Genomic DNA, 22394 nt, shown 5'->3' with positions numbered 1-22394 from the left:
ATCGGCCGTGACGATTATCGAGCGAAGGAGCTCATCTCAGTTGCGCTGATCAACCCATTGGGCGCATTAATCTCAACCTGCCCATCAAATACGGAGAAACTATCGTGGAAAACCATCATCAAGACCGTCAACCAGTAGGCGCAACTACCGACCAAGCAAATCGCCTCCTTGAAGCAATGAAAGAGGCTCGTGCCAGGGTTCTCGAAGCATGGCGCGTTGAGGCTAGCCAAAATTTTGGCATCTGGAAGGAGGCTGCGGCAGTCATTCTGGAAACAATGCAGAAACACCGGCTGGCCGTCGCACTTCGTCTTCTCCAAGGGCGGCTTAAGCAGGCAGGAAAAATGGCAGTATGCGTTTATTACGAGCGTGCAGTTAGCGAGATATCGATGTTCGCTGAGGTTGAATCGGAGATCAACAAAATCCGGTTCGGGAGCCTTGACTCATATTACGGGGACGATGCTTTGTCGTGCGTCACGCGTTTAGGTACTCGCCAGCAGGTGGACTCATTAGTGGCTGGGATCTTGGCCAAGGCGCGGTCTTTCGAACGCGTCCAGGTGACCGTTTGGCACTCGAATCTTCTCTACCTTCAGGTCATCGACACCCGACTGGATTACCCTCGGAACTTGCGCTTGAACGTTACTGTCGATGCAATCACAGGAGAGCCTTGTGATCCACGCACCGCGAGTAAACATCACAACTTCTACCGTCGGGGCTGGGGTTCTTTCATGACCGCGCTTGTCGGATCTGGGGTTCCTAATTACGGGGCGTAGGCCTAGCGATCGCCGTCATATTCTTCGATTCATTTAACCGTCATTGCCCAGGTCTCTTCCGAGCCTGGGCATTTTTTATAAGGATGTGCGATTTTTCTGCATTCGCTCTAGGAAACGCATAGAAGAGGCGGCATTTGCGCGATAATTAAATTCTATTTCTGTGCACCTAGAAAGGGGCTGATTTTGAATGCTCGCTATTGTGCCGACTCTCGCGTTGAGGAGTGCTGGAGTCGAGCTTGGCAACAGCTATGCCCGGGTACTGAAGGAAGACTTGAGCAAGTTGATCTCCTGGCCAAGTATTCGTCACCGAGCCGGCACTATCATACGGTGCGACACCTTGAGGAATGCTTGGCAGCATTTGAGGAGTTTCGCGCTCTTGCTGTGCGTCCGGCTGAAGTCGAGCTTGCGCTGCTTTTCCACGACGCCGTATTGGACCAGCACCGTTATGATAACGAGCAGCAAAGTGCGGATCTCGCGCGAGCAGTTCTCAGCCTGAATGGGGCTCGACGTCAGGCAGTCAAAGGGGTTTGTGATTTGATCTTGGCTACCCGTCACCATGGCGGCGTACTTACTGGAGATGCAGCGCTGGTAGCTGATCTGGACCTTTGGATTCTGGCGGCGCCACGTAGTCGCTTTGCCGAGTATGAGACTCAAGTTCGCGCGGAGTATACAGAAATCCCCGAGTACGTTTTTTGGGACAAACGTCGTGGGCTTTTAGAGCAATTTCTAGCTCGCGAATGCATCTATAGGACTCCATCCCTACGCGAGCGATGGGAAGCGACGGCGCGGGATAATTTGGCGTGGTCGATTCAGCAGTCAAAGCTCGTGCCGGTGGTATCGCGTTCTCAGGCCGAAAGGGAGGGATTCGTCTTGGCTGGTTTCGTCTCTGGTGGTGAGGAGCTTCGAGCGGCCGGCTTTGTTCGGGGGAGCATCCTACTGGTGCAGCAGTCTGAGGCAGAGTTGCCGGCAGCGGTCGGTTATGCGATTTTCGTTAAGCCGGAAAGGATCAACACCGAGCTCTGGTCCCAGATTGCGGCTGCATGGGCACCCAAACCCCGCAGCGACAATCCGCGGGGCTGAGGTTTACCAATCGCCTAATCTTGCGGCCGTGGGAGTAGTCTACTAACGTCTACCGGCGGGGGCACCTGTTGCGTTGTGAAGTGTTCCTGTAGTTCATAAACTCCTCCCCCTTCTGCCATAATTTCGCATGAGACGGCGATGATGACGTCTCCGGCATCGTCGACAGAAATACCATCTACGGCGCAGTCGTCGGGAAGTCTGAAGAGGAATTGAGCGACTTCATCGTCGTCCGCATATTCCTCAATTTCTTCCAAAGATTCCCTTCGAAGCGCACTAGCATCCTTCGCTGCATCATGGAATGCACCGCTAGACAGCGGAATGTACGGAATTCGACGCTGCAGCAGCAGAACGGTAAGTACATTCCGGACTTCTAAATCACTAGCGTGGCCGTTTTGGACTCGATAGGCTAACTCGTCCATTCCGGCCATTTCGAAGATGCTGCAAATTTGATCGCTTACGTCATGGTAGTCACAGCGACCGGACGAGCGTTGGCGCTCCAACATATTGGCGTGCCGATCGATCTCTTGCGATAGCTGAGGCATGCCCGCTAAGCGGTTGAAAATGTACCTGATTTCGATTTTGTCCGGTTTAATGCTCTCAGTGTATTGAGTCAAGCTTTCAATTGAGGCCTGAATTTCCGTAGCAAGATCGGGAATTTTCAAGGCGCTCTCCCATTCACGGTACTGCATCGGCCGCGAGTCCAATACTAGTGTCCTCAGCCTCCGGTATTTTTCTCTAAGCAACTTCGTCGCTTCGTTGAGCAGAATTGCGCCCGTACCGTGAGGAGCCGTCTCTGCCCGTTCCCATTTTGAACAAAAGCACAAGTCTGATTTCTCCATGAGCTCGGCGGCATCTGCGTGCTCGTTCACGAAGAAGGAGACCTGTTGAAGGCCAACGCCTTCGAATACGTGGGCAGCGCGGCATAAGTCGTCCTCGCCACCTAAGCACTTACCATCTTCGCGCTCAAAGATGTAAAGGAATCCGTCGGCAGTCGCCAGAGGCACGTTTGGCGAACCAGCGGAAATTAGGCTTGCTTCCCAGTAGAGCCCGGTGACAGGGCAGGGAGGGTCGAGTTCATCGAATGTTGAGAGGACGACCCTTACCTTAAGGTCGGACAGGCTGTGCTCACTGCCAGGTTGACCAGGTGAATTGACGACCACTTTGAGTTCGGTGAGCCGTTTTCCTACATCAACGTTAGACATCTCCGGTCGGCCGTAGAAGCCACCGTTGCGTCTCACTCGGAAAAAATCCTTCAGACACTTTGACCTGTTGACCTCGCAGAATATCGCGAACAATGCATCTACCATCTGATGCGCTATGGTCTCATCGAGCCTCCGCGCCACAATGCGTTCGAAGTCCTTTCGGTTGGAAACCGATAGTTCCTCGCATATCTGATCTTGAATGGCTGGCGGATCGCCGGGTTGAGAGTCCATCACACCTTCAATTAGCGGCTTTAGCAGAGGTCTTGCGAAAAAACTACAAAACAAGTCTGCCATGGTTTGGCGCTCGTCGAAGCCCTTCAGATCCAGCTCAAGCAATTTTCCCAGCGGCATCGATAGGTCCCTGACGACAGGCAGTGTATTTACTACTTGGCCACGTATCTCGGCGAACATCGCTTGGATTATTGGCGGCAGATCTGAATCAGCGTTTTCACGCAAAGGAGCTGCGATCAGGAAGGCCAAGAAATTCGCCACGGAGTGGGGGACAGGTTCTCCGTTGGTCAACGAGGAGAAATCATCTCGCTCCACGCACCGGCGGTAGCGGTGGCAAATCAGTTCCAGGGTCTTATTGAAGGGTTTCATTACTGGGCATTCATTAATTGGCCGGATGTTATGGGGGGTATCTGACTATCGCTACGTTTTTCAGGATAGACGTCAGCCGACGGTTGTTTAAGGGCGCACCGACGAATTCTTGACCGGGCCTAAGGGTTGTGGCGTTACTGATCGGCGCACATTTTGAATGATAGGGCCTCACTTGTCAGTTTGAATCTCGCTGCATCGGAGGCGGTGGCTGGTGAATGCGTTTGCTGGCTGGATTGGTGAGCGTCGCCGGCGATGACACGACGAGCGGTGTACCAGGATTGATATGTAGCCTGGCCACGTCCTGTTACAGCGCGCGAATCCAGGCATCCCGCTGCGCAATCTCCTGTCCCGCGTCCTTGAATCACGCTCCGCGTCCATGTGCTTGGCGCTGGCCATCTCGTTGGCGGAGGCCGGCTGCTCGGCAAGGAACGATGCCTGGCCTGCGTGGCCAGCGCCCCGCGGTGTTCGCCCAGATAGCTCCGCACGTCGGTCAGCTCGCTCCCCAGGGCTGGCGGCGGTGGCGTCGGCCGCCAGCTTGTCGCTCTCGCGCTGGGCGGTCGTCACGGCCGCGTGCTGCCGCTCGCGCGCTCATGCGGCGTGCAGCTGGCGCCCGCCCGCTCGGCGGGCCTGTTCGTGCTCGGTGCGCAGTTGCTCTATCCCGGGCGTCATCGTGCGCGTGCGGAGGTTTTTGGCCATGGGGTAATGGTCACCAGTTTCGGAAATCACTTCAGTGATGTTGCGAATCTGCGACGCTAACAACTGCGTGCAGCTAATAGTCATTGGCAATAAACATCGAGTGATGGCCGATTATCGGAAGATGGTTTAAATTGTTAAAAACGGATCGCCCACTGTATATTTATCCAGACGCTGCTAATAGTCGGAGGACAGATGAAGAAGACCCAACAGCTCTTTTCCTACGAGGGGAATGAAGATTCAGCCTTCGAAGCCTGGGTAAGCTCGGTACCAGGGAGGGGAAAGTCCAAGAAAGTAAAAGAAGATACGTTGTTAATTTATAAATATCAGTGGAATCAATTCCGCCAGTATCTCGAAAAACACGACCTGACTATCTTCCAGGTGACCTCAACTCACGTTGATGCGTTTCTGGCAGAGAAAGCATGGCTGCAGGAAGAGGACAAAAAGGATAAAAAGGGCAAAAAGGACAAAAGCGGGCTGAACCGTTACGAACAAGTCATCCGATATCGCCGACTGCTTGAACGAGTCTTCCAAGACATCATGAAAAAGCATCCGGATAAGATCTCGATCAATCCCGCCGCTTTCCCAAAGCTGGACTCCAAAACATGGTCTGACGCAACGAAAAGGGATCTGCGCGAGTTTCTCACCCAGGATGAACGGGCGGTTATAGAGCGATTACTAAATCTGGCGAAATTCCAGGATTTTTCGCCTTACAGCTCGCCAAAGGAGGTCAGTGAATTTCGTCCTTACGTCATTACCGCCCTCATGATCGGGGGAGGTCTGAAGTCGGGGGAGATTATCGCCCTGACTGTTAGCAGCTTGGACTTGACGGCTGCGACACTTCGGGTCGCTCACGCAGACTCCGATTTCACCCGCAAGATCGAGCTCGATAAGCAGGGTTATCTGGCCGCGCTCCTCGCCAAATGGATGGTCTACTGGGAAGAAAACCTCGACGCCTCGCAGGGAAGCACCAAGCTGCTGTTTCCGCGCCTAGACCTTCATGGCAAGCCCACCGGCGGAGAAATGGCGTCTACGACCCTCCAGCGCAACGTAAGAGCCCTCTTTGAGCAGGCCTTGCATCATCCCGACGTAGGTTCGCCTGGCTTGCGCCAACGCGCGGCCGAAGCCCTGGCCAGCCGCGGCAACACCATCAACCCCCAGGTGCTGCGCAACACCTACGTGGCCCGTCTTTTCGAGCAAGGAAAGGCTGTCGACGATGTAGCCGCACACATGCAGTTCTCCGAAAAGCTCATCGCCGATCGGATATGGGTCGATTGGCTGGAATGGCGCGCAAAGTACGACAAGCAAGGCTTCTTGGCCTGGGCCGAATCTGCGGCCTGGGATAGACGCTTGCTGCCCGCCATGCTCAAGGAATTCGACCCCGCAACCTACGAGCCACTGTTGCAGAGCAAGGGCATCCATCCAACGCACTACCAAGCCCTCATACGGGGATTGGACTGAGAAAATAAAAAAGCCCCGGCCAGACATAGTCTGAGCACGGGGCTGACATTTACGGTTTCGCAATTAACCGAGGCTACTGAACCGCACTGTTTTCCTTGGTCTAGATGATGTCCTTACGCCTTCTTCCGAAATCCGGAGAAATGGGGATCGATCTCGAATCCACGGAGATCGGCTTCCGCAACGGCAGCGCGGATACCCTCCACGAAAGTGTGCAACTCGGTACCGTTCTCGATCAGCCAGTCCACCGTGAAGAAGCCAAAGCTCCCCTTATTTACGGTCACAGCGAAGGCGTTGTAGGCCGCCACACCGACGACGCCCTCGGCCTGCACTACCAGTACAGCATTGTCGAAGTGCGGCTTTCCCGGCATATACGGGCGATCAGAATCATCCTTGGCCAACTGAGACGAGGAGTATTCCCTCATCGCTATTTTTGTCATCGCTATTTTCCTCACTCAGTTGATAACGGCGTTCAAGGCATCGCACACGTCGTTGATGCTGTCGGGTGATGCGCAATCTCCAACCAACACATCAAGAGCACCAACCGATGTCGCGTTTTCGAATGCAAGACTCAGCGCCTGCAATGCTTCACGCTGCTGTTCATTCAGGTGCCTATGATTTTCCCATACTTCTTGGTTGGCATCGACCTTGCTCGTACTACTGCGAAGGCTCTGTTCATCATTCGAAAGCACAAGCTCCTCAGCTTTTCGCTTAAGATCGGCCATGCCTTGAGGCAGCACGAAATCCACTTGATCCGTGTTAGCGACATCTGCAATAGAACCAACCGCTCGCACCAGACCATCTGGTCCGTATAGTCCCTCCTTTGTGAGAAGTGCCTTAACGAGACCTTCAGGCATTTCAGCACTCACCCAGAGCACCAGGTGATCAGTCTCATCGGTCTCTCCTTTGAAGCCACGAAGAATCAGTTCAAATAGGGCCATTCTCTACTCCTTTTATGCGAAATCGCGGAGCTTTCCCTTGTCGGGAAAGCATCTTTCCCGCTTGGGTTGACGTTTCTGGATCCTAAACTCGGCCTCGTACGATATGTCGCCAAATTGGCAAGTGTGTTCAGCCTAGATAGTTAATATGCAATGCCAGGGGAGATGCGATACAGGCTAAGATAATCATCCTGGCCTTTGCGTCGCAGGGCGACCTTCGTTGCCCTCTGAAGTAGTCAGCATCGATGACGGACATCTCTCAAAGCATTCACAACCCATTAACATCTTTGAGGAACAACGTATGAATATCAATCAAGCATTGCTTTCCGGCGCCCGTGCTTTCCTGAACGGCAAACCACGTGCCCCGGCCCAAAATGGCCAGTTCATGGAGGCCCTTTTCAGAGAGGATCCTGAACGGAAGTGCTCCACTGCAGAGCTTTTGCAAGCGTTTTTGACCGGGTGGGATCGAGCCTCATTGGGTCACGACGCCCCTCCCGATTTTCCTTCTGCCCTAGCGTTCAGGCGCATCATGGCGCTCGCGGAGGACGGGACTGCTCCAATGAGCTTCCTGGAATACCGCATCCACAGTGCGGATCGTGGTTTTTACTTCCAGCACAATGGCTTCACATCGCAGCTATATCCGACGTTCGACGAAGTGGTAGAGGCCGCGGGCAAAGATGCCGCCCTCACGGAAGAAGGACGACAAGTTTTGCGGGTTTGATATCTGTCTGACCTTGCTCCTAACCATTCACCCAGCCGGCCCCTCGTGGCCGGCTTTCTTATTGAGGGCCGGCCGAAAATGCGGTTCTCCAAGGAAACAAGACTGATGCCCGGCCGACCGCTTGAGCCCCTAGGCTCGGCGGTGGCCCGCTCGATGGAACACTCCCCTCTGTCCGGAGTCACATTGGCATTGCTTGGAGAACATCATGCCCACCTACCATTTAAGATACGTTGTCGATGCCGATAATGAGACCCGGGAAGTTGAACTCTCGCTCTCCAGCTCAGCTTCTCCAGTAGCATTGGTCGAAGCGGTGGCCACGGCTTATCGTCCAGAGGAGCAGCAGGAGATCGGCGCCATCATGGACAGCTTATCGGAGGACGCAGAAGGCATGACCCAAGCGCAGGACTTTATGGCGCAAATGGGTATCCTGCAAATTCGATACCGCATTGACGGGCAAGGCGACGAGCACATCCTGTAGCGCAGTCGGAGTTAGGAGTTCCATGCCCAGAGTGGGACAGCCGACTTGGCCAGGCGGAGCGCGGCGATCAGCCTGCGTTGCTGCGCCATTTGCTTGACGACAATTGCCTCCATCATGCAGCGCGGATGCAGATCCTCCAGCAGAGGCTAGTTGATGCGCACGGTGCCACGGGCGGCTGTTGCCGTACGCGCATAGTGCGCGGTCTGCAGAGTCATTCGGGGAAGCCGCCGAGTTTCTCCCAGGAGAGCACGCATGTCAGGGGCGCCAATGGCCCGAACATGCTTAGCAAACACCCGTCAAGCACGCCGCCCACTAAGCTCTTCAATGGATACCCCATGTGAGGGTCGGCCGGGATTACGGTTATTTTCGCCAAAACGATCTTAACTCTTTGATTTAAAAACAATCATTGATCTGCGGGAGTTCTTCAGCGTTTCCGAGTCACTTCCTTTTCTGCTTTCGTCTGATTTGCCAAAAATGCCTGTAGCTCAGCCTTCTGTGTAAGTAATGCTACCCGCTCCTGTTCCAGCGCTCCCAACTTTTGTTCGGTTTGAGCAAGCCGCTCGGTAAGCAGTTTTGTTTCCTTTTCTTGGCCCGCCAGCGCCATACGCGCTTCGGTGAGCGCCTGTTCGGTTGCATCCAGGTGCTCTTGAAGCTGCCGGCGTGCCGAAGCAGTTTCCTGAAGCTGATAAGTCAGCTGATCCCGTTCAGTCCTGGTTGCGGTCGCTTGTTCCTGGTCATGGCGCGCCGCTTCCTGCAACCGCATGTTTTCTTCGGTCAAACGAGTGATCTGCGCTTCCTGCTGCCCGATCGTCGCCTGCTGCGCGGCCATTTGCCGCTGCGCGCTTGCCAACTCTTGCTCCAGACGCGTAATGCGTTGCTCTGCTGCTTGGCGCTCCTCGGATCGTTGACGCGCAGTGGCTTCCTGGTAGTGCTCGAACTGTACGCGGCTCTGGGTCAATTGCTGATTGAGCGCGGCAATTTCAGCGGCACGGTCTGTCAAGCGCTGCTGCAAGCCCGCATTGTCGCTCTGCACGGTGGCCATCGTCACGTTCAAGGCCTGCTGCTCGGTTTGCAGACGCGCCAGCGCATCTTTTGCCTGCTTTAACTCCGCCGACAGTGCCCCGTTCGTATCTGGGGGAAACTGAGCAAACGGAAAAATTTGTACTTTAAGCGTTTTGGATATATACGCTGTCAGCCTTAAGATATTTTGGCTATTTAGAACGGTACTGCACAGCCGTTCGGCGAAGTAAATCTGCGTCAAATCCGGAAGTAAATTTGTGCTCCCTGATCGATTAGCGAAGTAAATCTGTGTCCCCCTAACCCGCCCTATGGATGCTGGGTACGGCGTCCCATTTGGGATTGGGTTTCAAAGGCATTGATCGTCGAATTACGACCCGAAGAGGACGTAAATCTTTCTTCGCAATAAATCGTTTCCGCCTAAATGCGCGCGGTCCGATCATGCGAAATATTTCTCGTTCTTCTCGAATGCGCTCTCGCAGTGGATTCATGGGATTTTCAAAATTTATATGACACTGTCAGAAACTACGTAGTTCTTCTTTAACTGGAGGCTCTCTAAATTGGCTCAAACAGGAAAACGTGATGAAACTCAAGATGATCTTCGCCGCTCTCAAAATATAGAGTCCCAATCGTACGCACTTTTCTATCTTTTAACTGGAAAATGGAATTCGGATCTTGTGATGAGCCGGAGGGCTTTTGAGTATTTAGCTGCTTATTGAAAAGATCCGTATGGTATTCAGAGAACGTCGGATCTGCATCGGGATTCAAGTAAAAGCAGCAGAAGATGCGATTTTTCGTCTGCTGTTTAATTTGGTCCAGAGCACTCTTAGACACGGGAATAAATTCCGCCGACTTATCCATGCGCGAAAGATGCATATGATTGATGTCAGAATTTAAGACCATCCTGTTCCAAGTGTGGGAAATGCATTCAATAAAATCCGCCGACGTCAGACCAAAATCCAGAAACGCGAAATATGTTAGCAGGAGGGAGAGTTTCTCAGTGAGTCGCGGAATTATTGATGCTGATGCACCACCAAAGCTTATCGATTTTCCGTGCGCAAGATCGTCTCTAAATTTCTTCAAAATAGCGAAGTCAGAATTCGCCAAATTGATAATCTTTAGCACGTCTTGATCAACATTCGAAACTACGTGCTGATACCTCTCCGCGAATGAATGATCAGTCGATCCAAAGATTTTGGTGGCTAACTCAGCGATACTAGATCTTTGTCTGACATTCAAATTCGATACGGTTAGCAATTGCTTGTTGAACTCGTCTACTCTGTTGGTAGCTGACTTGCTACGTTTCTTTTGTAATGATTTTGTCTTAAAGTCTACGTAGGAGTCGAGAATAAAAACATAAGCAGCAACCTTATACTCCCAGAAGTCTTGATAGCGTTTCATGGAAGAAAGTCTAATCCAATTGGGATCTCGCAGTCCTGAATTAAAAAACGACTGCGCAATGATCTGCCATTTTGACTTGTCATCTAAGATTTTTAGCTTTAACAAATATCGCATTCCATCGTTGCGATCTCGTTCATCGTCTTCCACTTTTTCATAGTGAGGAAAATAGATAGAGTGCCATTTTCCGTTTTTGCCCCTGACACGAATTTTAAGAACCGATACTGGTAGCGCCAGCAGAATGGAAAACAGAGTGCAAAGACTAGTTGCGATCGAGCGGATGTCAGTCACTCCGAGATCAGATTGAGAATCCTCGATTGAAACAAGCGCAGTATTTAGAATTTCGCTCCTCTCAGCACCTGCCGTGAAATCGGTGTATGGGCTAATTGCGAGACTAAAATTCCCTAACGGAGATGTTACGTTTGCAGAGATCTTTGATGGCCTGTATTTCCATTCAATGGACTGGCCCACATCTCCAATAATTCGTTCCCATTGAAAGAACCAAGCAGTGATGTGCGTCATTTCAATTTCGATGAAATCGAAAGCATTAAATGCTTCACCCTCAAGAATGTAGTCAGCATATATATAGCCGAAATTCAGCTCGCAATTAATCAACGTGTAGGATCTTCCTTCAGGCGTAGTTGCGACTAATCTGTGGTACGGTTTTGATGTATCGAGTTTCGCAGTTGTTCTACCTTGAAAAGTGAGAGAAATCGCTTTTCCAGGACCAAAGGCCAGAGTCGCATTTCCGATCTTTCCCAATTCGTCGTGAAAAACGTCAACTGGAAAAGAATGATCTTCAGTAAAAGAAAGTTTAGTCGTCATAGAACTCACATGCTGCGTGATTTAGCTGCCAAAGGACTTCGCTCGGTTCGTCAGCTATTTCGCGGGAGAAAATATTCATTCATCGAATCCATCTCTAGGCTGCCACAAAACATTTCTGACGCTTGCGTGTTGTGACGCCAGAGTGGCAATCTGCCGCCAGATGTGCGCGCGTGTTTGTGGATCATCAGTTGCCTCCTCTACGGCCATGATAGCGAGCTCAAGGGGTGTTTCATCCAGAAAAGTTCCGATGTTCGAAATGTACTCCGTTGGACAGGCTCCAGTAAGCAACACGGTGCGCAACATATCGGGAGAAATTTCGGTTCGATAAGACACGCTAATATTCTTCGCAGCCATCCAGAGCGCGCGCTTGGACAGTCGAGCCGAGGTATTCAGCTCACCAAAAGAGAGACTAAGCAGCTGCAGTAAGACGGCCAACTGGTTATAGCCAATGTCGGCAAGGGTTCCTTTCTCTAAGGCGACGAGCGCCCGGGCGTCCATGCCGCTGAAAGCGGCCAGTTGCTGAGGCGAAAGGCCCACTTCTTGGCGGCGAGCTCTGACAGCGCTCCCGATTTCAGGCAGCCTAATCATGGCGAACACCTTCATGGGCAATTGACACGGCAGCAGCCGCGTTATCTGGACGTTGCGCGAGGATCTTGTCAATCCAGGCTGCCTTGTCCCTCTCGGCTTGGTCGGCCTTGCGTTCCGCCGAGGCCAGTTGACTCTCCAGTATTTCAGTGTGCTTGCCAGCAGCCGCTACGCCTGCTTTGGCCTCGATGAGCGCCTGCTGCGCCAAGTCGAGTCGGCGCTCTGCGTCGGCTCGTACCGCAGTCAGTTCCTGAAGTTGAACGGCCTGCTGGTTTCGCTCCAAGCGAACCTGTTGCAGTTCATTGTGTGCGTCAGTCAGGGCATCGCGAAGTCGTTTCAGTTCGCTCTCCTGGTGCGCTAACGTGGCCTCCTGCTGGCCCAGCGTCACTTGCTGAGCCTCCTGGCGCTGCTGGCCGGCGAGATTTTCCTGCTCAAGGCGCGCAAGACGCTGCTCGAACGCCTGCCGCTCCTCGGCGCGCTGCCGCGCCGCCGCCTCCTGGAAGTGCTCAAACTGGGTGCGAGTCTGTGTCAGCTGCTGGTTCAAGGCATGAGCCTCGGCGGCGCGATCACTTAGCCGTTGCAGGAGGCCGGCATTCTCAGTTTGAGCGGACGTGAGTTTGAGAGCATTGGTCTGCAGATCCTGCTGGCATCTCACCAAGGCTTGCTGTGTCTGAGCATGCTCTCGGGCTAAGGCGGCGTGGACCTGGCAGAGTTGTTCTTCGGCGGCTAGGGCTGCGTCTCTCTGATTGCGCAAGGTCGCCTGGGCCTGCTCGTGTGCCTCGTTGGCCGCCTCGAACTGCCTGGCCACACCATCCTGAAGCCGCTGGTAGACGCTCTTGACAGCATCAACAAGATCGTTTGGCAAACCTGTGTCGACGTCGGCAACCACTTCCTGATGTTCGGCCTTCCAGCGCTTGAGCATCGGGGCAATCGTGCTCTTGCTTCCCGTATCTCCGAGCGCTTCGCGAACCGTGTCGATGGTGGGGGCTTTGCCAGCGGCGGCCAGCTGGGAAGCCGCTTTGGCGACTTGTGAGTAGAGGATGCCAGCACGGGCCATGGGAGCTCCATCAAATAAGGTATCGTATTACGTTATACGTAATAATACGTTTAAATACAATTGGAAATTTATTATGAAATCAGTTTTATAACGCTCTATAAGAAGCGTTATGGAATGTTATAGTGCGTCATTCATCGTTTATGACGCCCCGTTGCGGTACATGAGCCAAAATGAGCGACAAATTGCCTCCCTCTGAGATTATCCCTGCCATTAGCAATGCGATGACTGCCGGTACGCTATTGCCCGCAGATGTTGAAGCGGCCCATAGGGATTTCCTCGCCGCAGCGACGTCCGAAAATACCCGGCTCACCTATCGTTCCGCCATTCGGCATTTCCTGGCCTGGGGTGGCATCCTGCCGGCTGACGAGAATGCAGTCATCCGCTACCTGCTAGCCCATGCCAGCAGCCTCAATGCGCGTACCCTGGCCTTGCGCCTGACGGCCTTGTCGCAATGGCATCTCTACCAAGGCTTTGCTGATCCTGCCGGCACCCCGACGGTCCGCAAGACCCTGAAAGGCATTGGGCGCACCCACGGACGCCCCAAAAAGCAGGCCAAGGCCCTCCCGATTGAGGATCTTGAAAAGATCATCGTGAAGTTGGATTCCGTGGATACCCTCAAGGCTAAGCGGGACAGCGCGCTGCTGCAGCTGGGCTTCTTTGGCGGCTTTCGGCGAAGTGAGCTCGCAGGATTGCAGGTTTCTGATCTTGCATGGGAGCCGGATGGCTTGATCGTGACGCTGCAGCGCTCCAAGACAGACCAACAAGGCCAGGGGATCGTCAAGGCGATTCCCTACGGTGCCGGCCCGTGCTGCCCAGCGACCGCTCTGAGAGGTTGGCTGGAGACCGCAGGAATTGGCGACGGAGCGGTATTCCGTTCCATTAACAAATGGGCGATGCTAGGCGAGCACGCCATCCACCCCGCCAGCATCAACGCGATCCTGGCTGATTGCGCAAGTATGGCGGGACTGGACTATGTACCGGATCTTTCCAGTCACAGCCTGCGCCGGGGCATGGCGACCAGCGCTTATCGCGCCGGCGCAGACTTTCGGGACATCAAGCGCCAAGGCGGCTGGCGCCATGACGGAACGGTGCAAGGCTACATCGAAGAGGCTGGCAGATTCCAAGAAAATGCCGCTGGCCACCTGCTAAGGAAGCGCACCAGCTGATTTCACCAGATCCAAGCGCGCCACACGGGCTCTGGCCTGGGCCTCAGTCTGCTCAGTAATTTCACCTCGGACCGTCGTGAAGGTTTCGCTTAGCTGGTATTGCAAATAAGTAGTAGCGTCGCCGGAAATCTCATACTCCCGGTTCGCCACCCCCGTTGTTTCAATTCGAATCCGATGCGTGCCTTGCTCAGCCACGATGCGGAAAAAGGTCATCGGGCCTAGCGTCGCCGCCAGACGGTCGTCGACGAAGACTTGCGAAACGGTGTTGCGCTGTTGTGCGTAGGGCCGCAACACGTAGATCGCCACTTTTCCAACCGGTGCTGAATTGAGTGTACGGGCCTGTGCCGCCACGACTTCCTCTTCGACCGGTACTTCAACGCAGTGGCTGGACTGCAGCAGAATGGTACAGTGGGCGACGCCCGGATGTGTATGGGCACAAGTGTCGAGAAAAATTATAAGTGGACAAGGAAAATTATAAGTGAACGACTGACCTATAAAAATCAATGGCTTAGTAATGAGGACAAATATCGACCTCTTTATATGTGGACAAAGCTTAAGCAGCGAACTGCGAAATATATTTCTACTTGGAAATAAATTCAAGGTCAGATGCTGTTGATTTGCTCGCAGATTTGACCCTCTCAAGTTGACCCACCTTCCACTGACATCCGAAGGCCGCCACACGGTCATAGGAGCCTTCGTATCCCAGATCTCTCAGATCCGGGAACATCTGCTTAAGCGTTCTTCGCTGCTTTCTGGATTTGACCGCTTCGGTGACTAGCCAAGTATTCAGCCTCGGTGCGTACTCACCCAGTGAGCTCAATTTCTGCTGGCGGCATAGGAAGGTTCAATCGCTTCGGATCGAATGTAGCTTCGAACGGTATTTCGAGAGATATCAAGCCGTCTGGCTATTTCTCTGATCGAGACGCGGTCTCTGATGTACCAGCGTCGAATAATTCCAAGTAGTGCCACGTCTATCACCCCATTCTCTTACTCGCTGTCTTGAGCAGGATTGTGTTCTAAACATGGGGCACCATTGGATGCAATTTAGGCCCTCAACAGTGAGTATGCTCAATTTTAATGATGTCTGCGTCTGACAGGTCGCAGACAGCGCCTATGTGACAATTTAGGTATAAAACGAGCCAGGTGAGCGAATGACCTATCAGAAAACTAGAACTCATTTCATAAATAGGGTCTGTTAACTTTTTGTCGTGCGTGTTAACTTCTTCGTATGGCGCGAAGAGAAGAACTAACAGACGAACAATGGGCGATTCTGGAGCCGCTGATACCAGAAACACCTAGACGCGATGATGGGCGTGGGCGCCCGGAATTGCACAGCAACCGCGCCGTCATGAACGGAATTCTCTGGGTGCTCCGCACCGGTGCGGCCTGGTGTGATTTGCCAGATCGGTTCCCCTCTGGCACGACATGCTTCCGACGATTCTCGCGCTGGGTCAAGAATGGCGTGCTACGGCACATACTCGAAGCACTGGCGCAACACCTCGAAGAGGTTGGCCAAATCAATCTTTCTGAATGCTTTATTGACGGCACGTTTGTGTTGGCAAAAAAAGGGGCCCAAAGGTCGGAAAGACCAAGCGGGGCAAGGGTACGAAGCTCATGGTTATTGCAGACGCTACTGGTCTTCCACTCGGCGTGCACACGTCTTCTGCTAGCCCACATGAAGTCACCCTTGTCGAGGCTACCCTCGATGAGATTGTCACCGTGGGACGACCCGAACGAATTATTGGGGATCGCGCCTACGATAGTGATCCGCTCGATCAAAGACTTGCTGCCAAAGGCATTGAACTGATCGCACCACACAAGAGCAATCGAAAAAGAGCGGTCACTCAAGATGGCCGGGCGCTGCGCCGATACCGGCGCCGATGGAAGATCGAACGGCTCTTTGCCTGGCTTAATGCCTTCAAGCGTGTACTTACCCGATGGGAGCGTTGCGCCGATCATTACATCGGCTTTGTTCATCTCGCTTTCTCCGTCATCCTCATGCGGCGCTATTTATGAAATGAGTTCTAGGAACAACCATTACGTCCCGCAGTGGTATCAACGCGGTTTTCTCGCTCCTGGCCAATCCCGCCTCTTTCATCTCAACTTGGCCCCGGATCGCAAGACGCTACCTGATGGCCGGCAAGTTCCACGCGCCGAGCTTCACGAATGGGGCACGAAGAACTGCTTTGTGGAGTACGACTTATATACCACCCACTTTGGCACAATTGTCAACGACGATGTCGAGAAGCACTTGTTTGGTGTCATTGACGATCAAGGAGCAAAAGCAGTCCGCGCCTTCTCGCTCGGGAATCCTGCCGACGTGCATGACTCGTTTCAGGACTTCTTTGAACACATGGCAGCGCAAAAGCTTCGCACGCCCAAGGGGCTGGACTGGATTCTCTCGTGTTACGGTACTTTGGGGCAGGTTGATTTGATGGTCGAGATGCAGGCACTCCGGTTTATGCACTGCACGATGTGGGCCGAGGGTGTTAGGGAAGTCGTGTCTGCACACGATTCGGATGTGAAGTTCATCCTGACGGACCATCCCGTTACGGTCTACAACGCGGCGATGAATCCGACGTCCGAGAAGTGTTCTTACCCGCAGGATCCGATGGTAGCGGCAGTTGGATCTCAGACAGTGTTCGCCATGGACGCCAATACTTGCTTGATCCTGACTCACTTGGAATATGCTAAGGAACAGAATCATCTTGACCTGACGCGATTGCGCACGAACGCCCGGCACCTAGGCGAGGGAATGTTGCGCACTGATAACTTCATTCGCGGCCGTCGCCTAAGTCGGGAGGAGGTGATAGCGATCAACCATCTACTGAAGTCGAGGGCGAGGCGTTACATCGCAGCCGCCGAAAAAAGGTGGCTCTATCCGGAGCAGGAGTTCAAAGGAGCATGGGCGCAGATCGCTAACGTGTTGCTACCTAAGGCCGATCTATGGCGCTTTGGTGGTGAGATCTATGTCGGTTACAAAGATGGCACTTCAGGCTATTGGGACGAATATGGCCGTACGTCCAAAGCCCATGAGTTCCTCACCCGCAAATTTCCCCGCAAGAACATCGGGGCCAACGAATTCTGCGGCTGCGGCAGCGCATACGCGTTCAAAAACTGTTGCCAGCGTTTGCCACCTTCAGAGCGCCCTCCGTGGGAGATCTACGGCCTGCGTGAACGCAACCTGATGTTCTGCAACGCGGTCCAGCGCATCTTGGGTCTCTCTGAGGGGGCATCTTGGGAGGATGTTCGCCGCGACCTGAGCGACGAGCAGGTCAAACGAATTCATAGCGTTTTCGCTAGCTTGTGGGCGGATGACACCGATCTAGCCTCACTATTACCGCGACCCAACTCGAAGGTCTTGCGGTCGGTATATATGGGCTTCAGTGATCCGCGCACCATTGAAGCGGCGGTACTGGGGTGGCTACCGTTTGTTGATGAGATCGTACTTGTGAACCCATTTTTCATAGGTACGCGCATGAAGCCAGAATTCAGCCCCATAGAGTCGCCAGCTGGCCACAAGATGCAGACGCTCAAGAACGTCATGCTGCTTCTGATTCTGGAGCCGTATATCCGCGCCGGCCTCGTTCATCTAGTGCCCGACCCTGGGGAGATCAGTGCGCCACTTGGTCATCATGTACGGAAAGTGCTTACGCAACGCACAGAAGGATGGAAGCCTCCGAAAGGCGACGGCCAGAAGCGTTTCCTAGAGCTTGCAAAAGAGGAAACGCGACGCGCCATCTTGATGCTGCCGGAGGAGCACCAGCGCCGTTTGATTGCCAAACAGAGGCCTGACGCCGACACTGAGATGACGGATCGGCTTATCGCTTACTGTAAGGAGCAGGCCGAGGCGGATCCATATGCGCTGCTGCAAGCGCTTCCCGTGGGCAAGGACGGTGCGCAGCATCAGATATTCAAGGGTCTGAATCTAGAAGCTGCTATGTATGTGGCATTACTGACAGGCTCAATCGTCCACGTGGACACTGAGGCTCAGTGGGCGCAGCTCCTGAAGGACGCCCAGCCTTGTTACGCACCATCGCAGTCCACATGGGAATCGGTTCGGCGGGCGTTGGGGGAAATCTCATTCCCGGTTGAACTCGACTCGCAACGAGTGGCAGAAAACATCGCTAGCGTCGACCGCCCACCGATCCGGTTGCTGTTACGGAGGCTGGCGGAATCTATCGCTCACCCGGGAGGAGGATGTGATCCCAACATGCTGGCAAAGCAACTGCGTCAGGCGCGCGGTAAGGTCGAACGCTCAGGGAAGCGTACGAATGATGGCAGCCTGCTTCACGCCCGCCTAGAGCTGCATGTGCCACCGGCAGGATTTTCCAGTCATGAGGTGCAGCGGCTGCTCGTGATGTTCGCCGGTGTGACCCGGCCGCGATCCATTCCATACGCGCTGCGTTTCGTGTTCGATGAGCCAGAAGATGACAAATGAAAAATTTGAAAATCCCTTATGTCCAGCTTGCCCGAACTGAAAATGTCCACCTCTCCGAACTAAGGTTCCACCATTACTGAAATACGCACGAGCGATTTCCCGGATTGAGATATGGTCTCTGGTGTACCAGAGTCGAATAATTCCTAGTAGGGCCACGTTTATCACTCCGTTCTCCCGCTCGCTGTCATGAGCAGGATTATGGGCTAAAACATGGGGTAACTTTGGATGCAAATTTCCTAAGAAAGTGGAGCAGATTTCAATGCAATTCAGCATTATCTAGAAAATCCGCGGCCAGGTGATGGCGGTTTGGGGCCGCGATCATGGCGTTGTTGTGGTCCATTTCTCAGAATTTTTTCGTAATGACGCGAAATCTCTTTTACGAGATTATTTGAATTCCACTGGTGTTCATAGCGACTCATGTTTTGAGCTGCGACCACTACGAAAAGTGGCTTATTTGGTGCGATGGATTGAAGAAAATTAATGACATCGGAGTGTGTTGCCAAGTTACTTCCTGTCGAAACTGAGGAGGAGGAAATGTGGTTCATTACAACCTCAGAAAAGCGCGCACCTGTCTTCGCCAAATCCACTCGTAGACTCAGATCGGGTGAGTGCATTGAAAGCGAGAAAGACGGGATAAACGGTAGGCTAGTGTTGTAATTGATGTAGAGTCCTATTGAACCCACGTCGGGCTGGTGAACCTTTCTAAGCAGTTTGAGCTGGTAATCGCCTTTGCTTTTATGGGCGCAGTGAATTACATAAGGATTGGAGTCTCCAATGCTTCTCTTGGCTTGGATCCATAAAAGCCGAGCGCCTCCATCTGGCGTTAATTTCTTTCCCGCTATGATGAGGAGAATGTCGGCACCGACATCTTCTTCCTTGAGGCCAGGGCGAGCTTGTTCGTATATCGCGCAAAATCCGATTTGAAGTGGCGAGCTATTGTCATCATAGGTTGATGAGAGATTAGCTGCTTGTACCTTTAGTTCGCTTAAAAACTCATTTGAAATGCCATTTTCAATCTTTTGTGCTGTGTGCCGAAGCGCTGCCTGTGATGCGTAAGTTAGGCACCAATATAGTCCCCATTGTCCGGAGAGCTTGAATCGGTCTTGTTTGGTCAGATCATAAAGGCTGGGATGGCCATTTATCAGTGTTTTGCGAAGGTAGTCTAATGTCAGATTTTGGAACTCTTTAGGCGTATCTGCCGCCATCTCCAATAATCTAGGATTGCACCAACCATCTCTTGCCTGGTTGATTTCAATGAGTCTGCTTGATTTCGCAAGCTGGTTCTCTAATTTATTTCGCGCAGCAATCTCAGCGTTTAATGATGTGCGGATGTCAGTGTTATCAAGTCTGGCGCTTTTTAGATCCGCTTCCAGTTTGGCGATTTCTAAGCCTGCCTCTCTCATGTATTTTCGAAACACATTAGCAATGTATGAAATCAAGCCAATGAAGATAACGCCAGCTATCCAAAGAAAAACGTCATCACGCATATTGCTCAACTAGAGATGATTGGGTGAAAAGTTCTTCAGCGCGCTTGATCTTGGGGGGGCGTTGAAGGGAATTGAATCCAAGCCAGAACTCAGACTTAAGGGCGGTGCCAATACTGGCGATCCAAGCGGTAGTTCGCCCTCTGTTTTGAATCGTTCCGGGAAACTCGACTTGAATTGTCCGCTCGATGACTAGGCGAACATGTTCGGAAAGATCGCTTTTTTGGGTGCATGAAAAGCGACTGAAATAGGGCAGGACTTGATACCCTTCATTCCGACTTTCCCAGCCGGCATCTTCTGAGGTCTTGAGGGGATTACTAGTCATCGTGGATGAGCTTAGCGTTCATTTATTTAAATGATAAATCGAGTTTTATGAAGAACGGAAATCTAGATCAAATTAAAGAAGCCATTGATATTGGTGCAAAATTCGTTGGCGTCGGTATTGCAGGAGGTGCTTTTCTTGTATTTCTCTATTGTTTTGCTGAGGGAATTCGTCCGAATAACCTTTCTGTGTCTGACACGATCACGTTGCTTTACGCCTTATTCTCTTTCGCTGTTGTTCTTGCGGTAGGAATCGGGGTCGGCATCTGTTCAAGCATTTGGCTCATCCGATTATTTCAATGGGTAGAAAAAAAGCGTAATCGGCCTAATATCGTTAAGTTTATCTGGTCCGAGTTAGATAGATGGTATGTATCCTCGTTGTCAATTTTGGCGACCCTCATATTGGCATTTTTCCCTATCAGCGCAGATCAAGCTACGGAGTATTACCACATTGTGGCCTTTTTCTACGTCGTTGGATTTTTCTTTGCGCTGTTCTATTTGTGTGATGGACCTAAACTTCCCGCTAAGGAAGCCAAGGTCTATTTCGCAATTGCTGTATTTTTTGGTACCTCAGCTATCTTTACGCCAAAGCTACTTAATTTCACCTTTTCTGTGATCGGAATTCGTTCAGCACAAAGTGATGTAATTCAGCTTGATGAAAAAACGCAAAAGGAACTAGCGGGTCACTTCAAGAATATCAAGCGCAGATGGCTTGCGTGCCCATCGGCAGATGGCGTGCATTGGATTACAACGGATATCAAAGCCATTTGGACAGGATTTGGCGATACCAGTTATGTCAGGTTAATTGGGCGAGAGGAGATAGAGACGCGACATCCGATCCAACCATTGGTGCCTGTTGCCAGTGGCGGAATACAACTGCTACGAGGTGCTCGGTCGGTTATGGTTTGCTGAACTTGGACCTGGACAAGCAGCTGCGGTGGCAGCCTGCCCGTCTTTAGTCGCTAAATCAAATCAATGATTAATAGACACAGAGACTGCGTAGGGCTGTTGGAATAGCCGATGAGACTCTCAGCGGAGCTTACAGTCCTGTTTTTTCGATGATGATGGCCAAGCGAATGTCTAGAGCATTGGCAATTCGCAGCAGGTTGACGACGCTCACGTTTCGTTCGCCTCGCTCAATTTTTCCCATGTGACTGCGGTCGATCTCTGACCGATCAGCCAATTCTTCTTGCGAAAATCCCCGTTCCTTGCGCAGCGTTCGGATCGTTGATCCCAATGCTGGCAAGGCATTTTCATAATCGACTTTGACGGAGGCTCTTGGCATCCCGTAATCGTCGGATTACAATGCAAAAACGGCCACGGCATTTACGACCCATTTATGTAAGGAGCGCTCGCTTGGGGGCGTGCGCAACTGCCGGCTGAGATCAAGATCTCAGCGCCGATTCCTGAAAGTCTCTATTCATTCCCGTCTCATATTGATCTCGGAGCTCTAATGCATTCCGCTGTTGCATGCTGCGCGCGAGCGCTGACGTTGGTCGCCACATCCATGGCATTGTTTGCTTGTTCAAGTTCCGTCGAATTGACGCCGGATAGCGCTAAGAGAGCGTTGGACGAGTACTACAAGGTCAATGGAGACCTCTGCGTATATTTGGGGAAATTACCGATCTCGGTGTCTGAGCGAGAGCTAAAGCCAGCAGTCTTGTCCATCATGACTGATGATCCTCCTGCGAAATTGCTGGCGCTCGAGCAGCTCGGCATAGTCTCGCGAGAGAAGGGCGGTAAGGATTTTACGAACTCACCAACGGTCCGTTTTGACGTCACAGAGAAAGGGCGGAGTAGCGTTCGCAACGTTGATCGTCAGGTTTTGACGCTGCGGGGGCCGCAAACCGTGAATCGCGATGAATTTTGCTTTGCGAAGCTGAGGGTTGCGAACGTGCTCAAAGTCGAGGAGAAGGAGGGGGCAGACAAGCAGCCCCAGAGAGGGTTGGTCACCTACAAGGTTGAGGTGTCTGACTTTGCAGTTTGGGCCGATGATGCTGCAGTCATGAAATCATTTCCTGAGATTCGTGCAGCGCGCAAGTTACCTGAAAAGGAGATGGCGAAGGGCGTCATGTTCACGAACGGGAAATGGGAAGTGGGAACCTCTTTCTGATCTCAGACTGAACACAAACGAGGTTTTTGGCCCGCGAAACTTCCCGG

The 22394-nt window shown here is 52.5% G+C and carries 22 protein-coding genes; 10 read left to right on the top strand and 12 right to left on the bottom strand.

Features of this window, described 5'->3' with window-relative positions; translation table 11 throughout:
• Positions 1-104 precede the first annotated feature (104 nt).
• Both ACLRDN_RS27285 and ACLRDN_RS27280 read left to right on the top strand, forming a co-directional pair.
• Positions 105-770, top strand: coding sequence for a hypothetical protein (locus tag ACLRDN_RS27285; protein WP_413460541.1), 666 nt, complete (start codon positions 105-107; stop codon positions 768-770).
• Between the two features lie 348 nt (positions 771-1118).
• Entirely contained in the window at positions 1119-1850 is a 732-nt protein-coding gene (locus ACLRDN_RS27280) for a hypothetical protein (protein WP_413460540.1), read from the top strand.
• A gap of 14 nt (positions 1851-1864) precedes the next feature.
• On the opposite strand, the gene ACLRDN_RS27275 is transcribed toward ACLRDN_RS27280, so the two are convergent.
• Positions 1865-3652, bottom strand: coding sequence for a hypothetical protein (locus ACLRDN_RS27275; RefSeq protein ID WP_413460539.1), 1788 nt, complete (start codon positions 3650-3652; stop codon positions 1865-1867).
• An 888-nt stretch (positions 3653-4540) separates the two neighbouring features.
• On the opposite strand from ACLRDN_RS27275, the gene ACLRDN_RS27270 reads away from it, so the two are divergent.
• A complete protein-coding gene (locus tag ACLRDN_RS27270; protein ID WP_413460538.1) occupies positions 4541-5806 on the top strand; it encodes a tyrosine-type recombinase/integrase in 1266 nt (421 codons plus the stop codon).
• Positions 5807-5919: 113 nt separating this feature from the next.
• Here the strand turns inward: ACLRDN_RS27270 and ACLRDN_RS27265 are convergent, their stop codons facing one another.
• Positions 5920-6243, bottom strand: a complete 324-nt coding sequence (locus ACLRDN_RS27265) for a hypothetical protein (RefSeq protein WP_413460537.1) — start codon at positions 6241-6243, stop codon at positions 5920-5922.
• Positions 6244-6258: 15 nt separating this feature from the next.
• Positions 6259-6744 (bottom strand): hypothetical protein, encoded by a 486-nt coding sequence (locus ACLRDN_RS27260; protein ID WP_413460536.1) that lies wholly within the window; start codon positions 6742-6744, stop codon positions 6259-6261.
• 298 nt (positions 6745-7042) lie between these two features.
• On the opposite strand from ACLRDN_RS27260, the gene ACLRDN_RS27255 reads away from it, so the two are divergent.
• Positions 7043-7462 (top strand): hypothetical protein, encoded by a 420-nt coding sequence (locus ACLRDN_RS27255; RefSeq protein ID WP_413460535.1) that lies wholly within the window; start codon positions 7043-7045, stop codon positions 7460-7462.
• A 205-nt stretch (positions 7463-7667) separates the two neighbouring features.
• Positions 7668-7940, top strand: a complete 273-nt coding sequence (locus ACLRDN_RS27250; protein WP_413460534.1) for a hypothetical protein — start codon at positions 7668-7670, stop codon at positions 7938-7940.
• Positions 7941-8364: 424 nt separating this feature from the next.
• On the opposite strand, the gene ACLRDN_RS27245 is transcribed toward ACLRDN_RS27250, so the two are convergent.
• From ACLRDN_RS27245 to ACLRDN_RS27230, 4 genes are all read right to left on the bottom strand, one after another.
• The gene (locus ACLRDN_RS27245; protein WP_413460533.1) at positions 8365-9201 is read right to left on the bottom strand and encodes a hypothetical protein; all 837 of its coding nucleotides are present in this window, start codon (positions 9199-9201) and stop codon (positions 8365-8367) included.
• Positions 9202-9512: 311 nt separating this feature from the next.
• Entirely contained in the window at positions 9513-11180 is a 1668-nt protein-coding gene (locus ACLRDN_RS27240; RefSeq protein WP_151201320.1) for a hypothetical protein, read from the bottom strand.
• A gap of 75 nt (positions 11181-11255) precedes the next feature.
• Positions 11256-11783, bottom strand: a complete 528-nt coding sequence (locus ACLRDN_RS27235) for a transcriptional regulator (protein WP_413460532.1) — start codon at positions 11781-11783, stop codon at positions 11256-11258.
• Entirely contained in the window at positions 11761-12822 is a 1062-nt protein-coding gene (locus ACLRDN_RS27230) for a DNA-binding protein (protein WP_413460531.1), read from the bottom strand. The genes ACLRDN_RS27235 and ACLRDN_RS27230 overlap by 23 nt, the downstream gene beginning before the upstream one ends.
• Positions 12823-12992: 170 nt before the next feature.
• Here ACLRDN_RS27230 and ACLRDN_RS27225 point away from each other — a divergent pair, with 170 nt between their 5' ends.
• Positions 12993-13988, top strand: coding sequence for a site-specific integrase (locus tag ACLRDN_RS27225; RefSeq protein ID WP_077235334.1), 996 nt, complete (start codon positions 12993-12995; stop codon positions 13986-13988).
• Here ACLRDN_RS27225 and ACLRDN_RS27220 read toward each other — a convergent pair.
• Complete coding sequence (locus ACLRDN_RS27220; RefSeq protein WP_413460530.1) at positions 13968-14588, bottom strand: hypothetical protein; 621 nt, start codon at positions 14586-14588, stop codon at positions 13968-13970. The two genes, ACLRDN_RS27225 and ACLRDN_RS27220, sit on opposite strands and share 21 nt — an antisense overlap.
• 216 nt (positions 14589-14804) lie before the next feature.
• Positions 14805-14957 carry a helix-turn-helix domain-containing protein gene (locus ACLRDN_RS27215; RefSeq protein WP_413460843.1) on the bottom strand — a complete coding sequence of 51 codons (153 nt, stop codon included), beginning with the start codon at positions 14955-14957 and terminating at the stop codon, positions 14805-14807.
• A 259-nt stretch (positions 14958-15216) separates the two neighbouring features.
• Here ACLRDN_RS27215 and ACLRDN_RS27210 point away from each other — a divergent pair.
• Together ACLRDN_RS27210 and ACLRDN_RS27205 are read left to right on the top strand one after the other, a co-directional pair.
• Positions 15217-16004 (top strand): IS5 family transposase gene (locus ACLRDN_RS27210; RefSeq protein ID WP_413460529.1). Its coding sequence is split into 2 segments (ribosomal slippage): positions 15217-15568 and positions 15568-16004, totalling 789 coding nucleotides; the frame shifts between segments, so codons are not numbered across the junction.
• On the top strand, positions 15901-18429 hold the full coding sequence (locus ACLRDN_RS27205) for a hypothetical protein (RefSeq protein ID WP_413460528.1): 2529 nt from the start codon (positions 15901-15903) through the stop codon (positions 18427-18429). The genes ACLRDN_RS27210 and ACLRDN_RS27205 overlap by 104 nt, the downstream gene beginning before the upstream one ends.
• A 272-nt stretch (positions 18430-18701) precedes the next feature.
• On the opposite strand, the gene ACLRDN_RS27200 is transcribed toward ACLRDN_RS27205, so the two are convergent.
• Together ACLRDN_RS27200 and ACLRDN_RS27195 are read right to left on the bottom strand one after the other, a co-directional pair.
• Positions 18702-19916, bottom strand: coding sequence for a hypothetical protein (locus tag ACLRDN_RS27200; protein ID WP_413460527.1), 1215 nt, complete (start codon positions 19914-19916; stop codon positions 18702-18704).
• Entirely contained in the window at positions 19909-20238 is a 330-nt protein-coding gene (locus ACLRDN_RS27195; protein WP_413460526.1) for a hypothetical protein, read from the bottom strand. The genes ACLRDN_RS27200 and ACLRDN_RS27195 overlap by 8 nt, the downstream gene beginning before the upstream one ends.
• Positions 20239-20243: 5 nt before the next feature.
• On the opposite strand from ACLRDN_RS27195, the gene ACLRDN_RS27190 reads away from it, so the two are divergent.
• A complete protein-coding gene (locus ACLRDN_RS27190) occupies positions 20244-21146 on the top strand; it encodes a hypothetical protein (protein ID WP_413460525.1) in 903 nt (300 codons plus the stop codon).
• Between the two features lie 127 nt (positions 21147-21273).
• On the opposite strand, the gene ACLRDN_RS27185 is transcribed toward ACLRDN_RS27190, so the two are convergent.
• The gene (locus tag ACLRDN_RS27185) at positions 21274-21519 is read right to left on the bottom strand and encodes a helix-turn-helix domain-containing protein (RefSeq protein WP_413460524.1); all 246 of its coding nucleotides are present in this window, start codon (positions 21517-21519) and stop codon (positions 21274-21276) included.
• Between the two features lie 168 nt (positions 21520-21687).
• Here ACLRDN_RS27185 and ACLRDN_RS27180 point away from each other — a divergent pair, with 168 nt between their 5' ends.
• Positions 21688-22347: a hypothetical protein gene (locus tag ACLRDN_RS27180; protein ID WP_413460523.1), complete on the top strand. Its 660-nt coding sequence runs from the start codon at positions 21688-21690 to the stop codon at positions 22345-22347.
• The last annotated feature ends 47 nt before the right edge of the window (positions 22348-22394 follow it).

It is taken from the genome of Herbaspirillum huttiense (assembly GCF_047300815.1).
GTDB classification, from domain to species: Bacteria; Pseudomonadota; Gammaproteobacteria; order Burkholderiales; family Burkholderiaceae_D; genus Herbaspirillum; species Herbaspirillum huttiense_A.
This window is presented reverse-complemented; position numbering and strand designations above follow the sequence as displayed.